This is a genomic window from Vibrio sp. 2033, from assembly GCF_033339735.1.
The window spans coordinates 1-5,825 of record NZ_JAWOVC010000054.1; the positions used below are offsets into that span (position 1 = coordinate 1).

The following is a 5,825-nucleotide window of genomic DNA, read 5'->3' on the forward strand; positions in this document are numbered from 1 at the left end:
GTGGTGCCCGGAGGCGGAATCGAACCACCGACACGAGGATTTTCAATCCTCTGCTCTACCGACTGAGCTATCCGGGCAACGGAGCGCTATTAAACGGATTTTCCCGCGTTGCGTCAACCACTTTTTTTAAATAATTTCAAAAAAGTGGTTGTTCGAACGCTTTTTATTCAACTGTCACTACAAAGTTTGCTTCGAGTTAAATTCCTTTTTGAAATTTGTAACTTTTTCTAGGTAGCGACGCGCTTCTGCGTTCGGGTGTTTCTTGGTTAACGCCCAATAAACTTGGTTGGGTTGCAATGAATTAAGATCTTGCATTGCGCGTTTGCGATCACTGCGATGAAATGTGTTTAAAACTCCTCCAGTACCGCCATTGTAAGCTGAAATCATGCTGTACTCGAGAGAGGTAGGGTGGCGGACTTCTCTTAAATAACGATTTTTTAAGATATAGAAATACGCAGTACCGGTATCTATGTTGTTTTCTGGATTAAACAAATATTCAGGGCTTGGTTGGCCCGAGCGCTTTTTCACGAGTTTGAACACATCTCGTCCCGCTGTTTTAGGTACAACTTGCATTAGGCCATATGCATTTGCCCAACTTACCGCGTATGGGTTGAAACTGCTCTCAGTTTTAATAATGGCGTATATCAAGTCTTCTGGAATGTCGTATTTCTTGGAAGCTCGACGCACGATATCGGCGTATTGGTAGCTGCGAGTTGAAAAGTGGTCTTCAACCATGGGAATTTCGACGTAATACGCTTTCTTGAAATCTACATTTTTGGTTTTTATTTTATTTGCGATGAGGTATTCCGCAAATCGGTTTGCCCGCCAAGACCATTGAATTGGCTTATTGTCTTGGTCGACAACTTGTTTATACAGGAATGGTTGCCCCTCTAACGTGATACCTTTAGAGGAGAATAAGTCGACATGAGCGGGATCGTCTGGTGTTAATAAGGTGGTGACAATCGCGTCTTTTAGGTGTTTTTGGGGCTCGGTCGGTGATACGGTCTCTATCGTGATCACGCCTTTGCGAAAGTCGACCTCGGCGCGGCTAAGGTAGTTATCGATGTACTTAACGTAATTACTCTTGCCAGCGTACTTGATTTCTTTTTTACCCCAGCGCTTTTGAATATTGCCTGAAAAGCTATTGATTAAGGCATCTAGCGCCGCAGTATCTTTTTCAAATTGTCCTGGTAGCTCAGCTAAGTTATTGGCAAAACGGTTTGTTGGCTCGTAGTTGACGTCATAAATCTTTTCGACGAATTCACGGCTACAGCCTGCCATTAAAAGTGCGGCAGCAATAAAGACAATTTTTTTCATAAGTATCAGAGTTATTGAAGGTAATAGAAAAATGACACCACAAATGGTTGTGATGTCATTGTTTAACTCAAGCGACTTTATTCGCTCGGCGGTGTGTAACCTTCGATATGAACGTCTTTTCCTTCAAAGAGGAAATTTACCATTTCTGTTTCGATCAGTTTGCGGTGTTCTGGATCCATCATGTTGAGTTTCTTCTCGTTGATCAACATGGTTTGTTTGTGTTGCCACTGAGCCCACGCTTCTTTCGAGATGTTGTCGAAAATGCGTTTACCTAGTTCACCAGGGTAAAGTTGAAAGTCTAGACCTTCGCCTTCTTTCTTTAGTCGAGCACAAAATACAGTGCGGCTCATAATGACTCCTTGTATTCAATTAACGAAGTTCGTGGGGTAGCGTTTCCAGCAATAGTTTTACTGGCGCGGCTAAACCGACTTCTTCAGGTTTAGATAAGTTATACCAAAGACCTTTGTTGCCTTCCATTATCACGTCCGGTTGCTTTGATAAATCAATCAAAATTGGCGTGATATCTAGGTGGTAATGGCTGAATGTATGACGAAAGGTAATCAGTGTTTGCTTCTGTTTGATATTGCTGGCTTGAATGCCACGTTGATCCAGTAGCAATTCAATGTCGCTTTCTGCATCCACATGTTCGGTTTGTGGGAAGCAGAATAAACCACCCCAAATGCCTGTTTGTGGTCTTTGCTCCAACCACACCTCATGACCATTTTCGGTGTTGTGGTGAAGCATCACGAAACGAGTTTGCTTGATTGGTTTATCTTTCTTCGGTTTTTTGCCCGGGTAGTCGAGCACATTACCTTGTTGTTTTGCCACACACAGGTCAGCAACAGGGCAGAGGCTACATTTGGGTTTGCTGCGAGTGCAGACCATTGCGCCCATGTCCATCATTGCCTGGTTATACTTATCTACATCCGTTTGTGGGGTATGCGTTTCGGCAATTTCCCACAGCTGGTTTTCAACCTTTTTTTGTCCTGGCCATCCTGAAACTGCGAAACAGCGGGATAGAGTGCGCTTCACGTTACCATCAAGAATCGCGTGTGGTTGTTTATACACAGACGATAAAATGGCGGCAGCAGTAGAGCGACCAATCCCCGGTAGGGCGTTCATTTTCTCTATATCAAGAGGAAACTCACCATTGTATGTAGAGGCGACCTCTTGTGCTGCTTTGTGAAGGTTACGGGCTCGGGCGTAATACCCTAAACCAGTCCAAAGGTGTAGGACTTCATCTTGCTCAGCATTGGCAAGATCGATCACGGTTGGAAAGCGTTCCAAGAAACGTTGGTAATACGGAATAACCGTAGTGACCTGAGTTTGCTGAAGCATAATTTCAGACAACCAGACACTGTATGCGGTCTTATTTTGTTGCCACGGAAGATCTTTTCTTCCATATGCGTCATACCATTCTAGGATGGCACTGGCGAAAGGTGTCACGACTTGCTCTGTATTCTATTATTGGTTAGGTGCAAAATTGCACCACATAATGGGCAAGAAGTACAACGGATAAACAGTAGGGATATAAAGAGGTGTGTCGTTGCTTTTGGGTTGCCATAGACCAAGAGCTCAACAAATACTTGCACCTAAGTAAATTCTTTGGATAATCCCCGCTTTGATTAATCAATGTGCAGGCAAAATCAATGAGTGAAGTAACCACTAACGAATACAACGAAGACGGAAAGCTGATCCGCAAAATCCGCAGCTTTGTACGCCGTGAAGGGCGTTTGACTAAAGGTCAAGAGAGCGCGATGAATGAATGCTGGCCTACGATGGGTATTGACTTCAAAGCTGAACTTCTCGATTGGAAAGAGGTGTTTGGCAACGATAACCCAGTAGTGCTTGAGATCGGTTTTGGTATGGGTGCTTCATTGGTTGAAATGGCAAAGAACGCGCCAGAGAAAAACTTCATCGGTATCGAAGTTCATAGCCCAGGCGTTGGTGCTTGTCTTGCCGATGCTCGCGAAGCGGGAATTACTAACCTGCGTGTAATGTGTCACGATGCGGTAGAAGTATTCGAACACATGATCCCAAATGGCAGCTTATCGACACTGCAATTGTTCTTCCCAGACCCTTGGCATAAGAAGCGTCACCACAAGCGTCGTATTGTTCAATTAGGTTTTGCGGAAATGGTGCGTGAGAAGCTTATCCCTAATGAAGGTATTTTCCACATGGCGACCGACTGGGAAAACTACGCAGAGCACATGATTGAAGTGATGAACCAAGCGCCAGGTTTCGAAAACATTGCTAAAGATGGTGATTTCGTTCCTCGTCCAGACGATCGCCCGCTAACGAAGTTTGAAGCTCGTGGTCACCGTCTTGGTCACGGTGTTTGGGATATCAAATATAAGCGTATTGCGTAACCAGAGGAGTTCATGGGATGTACCATTACGCGATATTAGCGAATCCGGGTCATAACCGAATTTACTTTGATAGCGCAATGACCATTGCCTGTTCTGAGCTAAAAGCAATTTTAGCTTCACAAGGCGTGGATGTGACAGAAATTGGTAGTAAAGACGTTGGCTTACCTGCTGCGTTGGTGTTTTCTTGTCAGGAAGCGCTAACCGATGAGCAGGCGCGAAGAATCGCAGCCTCTTCGATTTACTATGCGCTATTTGAAGTGCGCGAAGATGGTTTACTTCGACCAGTTCAAGCGCCCGTATTTAACACTTTCCCGGAAAGTATGAGCCAGATTTTGCGCTACACCGGGAAAACAAACGAACAGTTTACCCGTTTGATGGTGAATATCGGCATTAGTGCGTCCAATACGGGAAGTGAACAACTGACCTTAATGGATCCAATGTGTGGTAAAGGTACAACCTTATTTGAAGGCTTGATTCACGGTTTGAACGTGGTAGGGGTTGAGATCAACGCCAAGTGGGTGCAAGAGATCCAGACCTTTATTGTTAAGTTCATGAAGAATGGCCGCTTTAAGCACAAAGTGAGCAAAGAAAAGCGCACTGCGGGTGGCAAGAAAGTGGCGGATGGTTTCGTGGTTGAAGCTGCAGCAAATAAAGAAGATTACAACCAAGGCAATCTTCAGTTTATGAAGCTGTATTCGGCTGATACTCGTATCGCTGATCAAGTCGTGAAAAAGAACTCAGTTGATGTGATGGTGTCTGATCTGCCTTATGGCGTGCAACACGGCAGCAAAAATGCTAAGGACAGCAAACTGAACCGCAGTCCACTAGAGCTTTTAAACGAGGCTCTGCCTGCATGGAAAGTGGTATTGAAAAAGCAAGGTTCAGTGGTGTTGTCTTTCAATGAATTCACATTGAAATGGAAAGATGTCGCGGCATTATTTGAAGAGCAAGGTTGGAAGGTACTTTCAGAAGAGCCTTACATCGGTTATCTTCACCGTGTTGATCAATCTATCAACCGCAATATTATTGTGGCAGTAAAACCATAATCGACTTGAGTCGAACGAACCCTATGGAAAAGCCAACGACACGTTGGCTTTTTTTACCTCTGAGCTCAACGAGTTCTCTTGTAAATAGAAGGTAGAGAATGAAACCGACAGTGGAAATTTTGACAGATATTTTGGCGGAAGTACGCCCTTTAATCGGCCAAGGTAAAGTGGCTGATTACATTCCTGCTCTGGCAAAAGTACCCAGCAACAAGTTAGGTATTGCGGTATACACCAACGAAGGTGAGGTTATTAAGGCGGGTGATGCCGATGAACCTTTCTCTATCCAATCTATTTCAAAAGCATTGAGCTTGACGTTAGCGATGTGCTTGTACAAGCAAGAAGAAATTTGGTCTCGAGTGGGAAAAGAGCCTTCGGGGCAGGCATTTAATTCGCTAATCCAGCTAGAAATGGAGCAAGGTATTCCTCGTAATCCATTTATAAATGCTGGAGCGATAGTAGTGGCAGATTTGTTACAAACTCGCTTATCTGCACCTCGTCAGCGCCTGTTGGAATTTGTGCGTCAGCTTTCTGGTGATACCCATATTGTGTATGACAAAGTCGTTGCGGCATCCGAAATGATGCATGGTGATCGTAATGCGGCGATTGCATATCTCATGCGTTCGTTTGGCAACTTCGAAAATGAAGTGATTCCAGTACTACAAAACTACTTCCACGCTTGTGCGCTGAAGATGAGTTGCGTCGATTTGGCTAAAACGTTTAGCTATTTAGCAAACAAGGGCACATCGGTACAAACGGGTAAGCCTGTAGTTTCTCCTGTGCAAACCAAACAACTTAATGCACTGTTAGCAACGTGTGGCTTGTATGATGGCGCGGGCGAGTTTGCTTATCGCGTTGGTATGCCTGGTAAGTCTGGTGTTGGTGGTGGCATTATTGCGGTAGTACCTGGTGAAATGACCATTTCAGTATGGTCTCCAGAGCTTGATCCTTCAGGTAACTCGCTTGCTGGTACTAAGGCGCTTGAGCTGCTCTCAGAGCGAATTGGCCGTTCAATTTTCTAAGGTTGACACTTTCCACCCCCAAAATTGGAGAGTGTTATGAAATCAACAACTAAAAGAACTCAGCGCGATTACTC

At 44.6% G+C, this 5,825-nt stretch carries 6 protein-coding genes and 1 tRNA gene; 3 read left to right on the top strand and 4 right to left on the bottom strand.

Annotated features, from left to right (window positions below):
• Window position 1 precedes the first annotated feature (1 nt).
• The 4 genes from R7P74_RS24260 to mutY form a co-directional block, all read right to left on the bottom strand.
• A tRNA-Phe gene (locus R7P74_RS24260) sits at window positions 2–77 on the bottom strand.
• Window positions 78–177: 100 nt separating this feature from the next.
• Window positions 178–1,317, bottom strand: a complete 1,140-nt coding sequence (mltC, locus tag R7P74_RS24265) for a membrane-bound lytic murein transglycosylase MltC (RefSeq protein ID WP_005381001.1) — start codon at window positions 1,315–1,317, stop codon at window positions 178–180.
• Between the two features lie 77 nt (window positions 1,318–1,394).
• Complete coding sequence (locus R7P74_RS24270) at window positions 1,395–1,667, bottom strand: oxidative damage protection protein (RefSeq protein WP_005381002.1); 273 nt, start codon at window positions 1,665–1,667, stop codon at window positions 1,395–1,397.
• Between the two features lie 19 nt (window positions 1,668–1,686).
• A complete protein-coding gene (mutY, locus tag R7P74_RS24275) occupies window positions 1,687–2,763 on the bottom strand; it encodes an A/G-specific adenine glycosylase (protein ID WP_225492045.1) in 1,077 nt (358 codons plus the stop codon).
• A 203-nt stretch (window positions 2,764–2,966) separates the two neighbouring features.
• Between mutY and trmB the strand changes: the two genes are divergently transcribed.
• The 3 genes from trmB (at window position 2,967) to glsB (ending at window position 5,751) form a co-directional block, all read left to right on the top strand.
• Window positions 2,967–3,686 carry a tRNA (guanosine(46)-N7)-methyltransferase TrmB gene (trmB, locus tag R7P74_RS24280; RefSeq protein WP_005384506.1) on the top strand — a complete coding sequence of 240 codons (720 nt, stop codon included), beginning with the start codon at window positions 2,967–2,969 and terminating at the stop codon, window positions 3,684–3,686.
• Between the two features lie 17 nt (window positions 3,687–3,703).
• Window positions 3,704–4,732, top strand: a complete 1,029-nt coding sequence (locus tag R7P74_RS24285) for a TRM11 family SAM-dependent methyltransferase (protein WP_005381006.1) — start codon at window positions 3,704–3,706, stop codon at window positions 4,730–4,732.
• Window positions 4,733–4,830: 98 nt separating this feature from the next.
• Window positions 4,831–5,751 (top strand): glutaminase B, encoded by a 921-nt coding sequence (gene glsB / locus R7P74_RS24290; RefSeq protein WP_005381007.1) that lies wholly within the window; start codon window positions 4,831–4,833, stop codon window positions 5,749–5,751.
• Window positions 5,752–5,825: the final 74 nt, after the last annotated feature.

What these genes read in the sequence shown, in the direction of transcription:
- R7P74_RS24270 (WP_005381002.1), bottom strand. Translation starts at nt 1,667, where the DNA reads ATGAGCCGCACTGTATTTTGTGCTCGACTAAAGAAAGAAGGCGAAGGT.
- mltC (WP_005381001.1), bottom strand. Translation starts at nt 1,317, where the DNA reads ATGAAAAAAATTGTCTTTATTGCTGCCGCACTTTTAATGGCAGGCTGT.
- trmB (WP_005384506.1), top strand. Translation starts at nt 2,967, where the DNA reads ATGAGTGAAGTAACCACTAACGAATACAACGAAGACGGAAAGCTGATC.
- glsB (WP_005381007.1), top strand. Translation starts at nt 4,831, where the DNA reads ATGAAACCGACAGTGGAAATTTTGACAGATATTTTGGCGGAAGTACGC.
- R7P74_RS24285 (WP_005381006.1), top strand. Translation starts at nt 3,704, where the DNA reads ATGTACCATTACGCGATATTAGCGAATCCGGGTCATAACCGAATTTAC.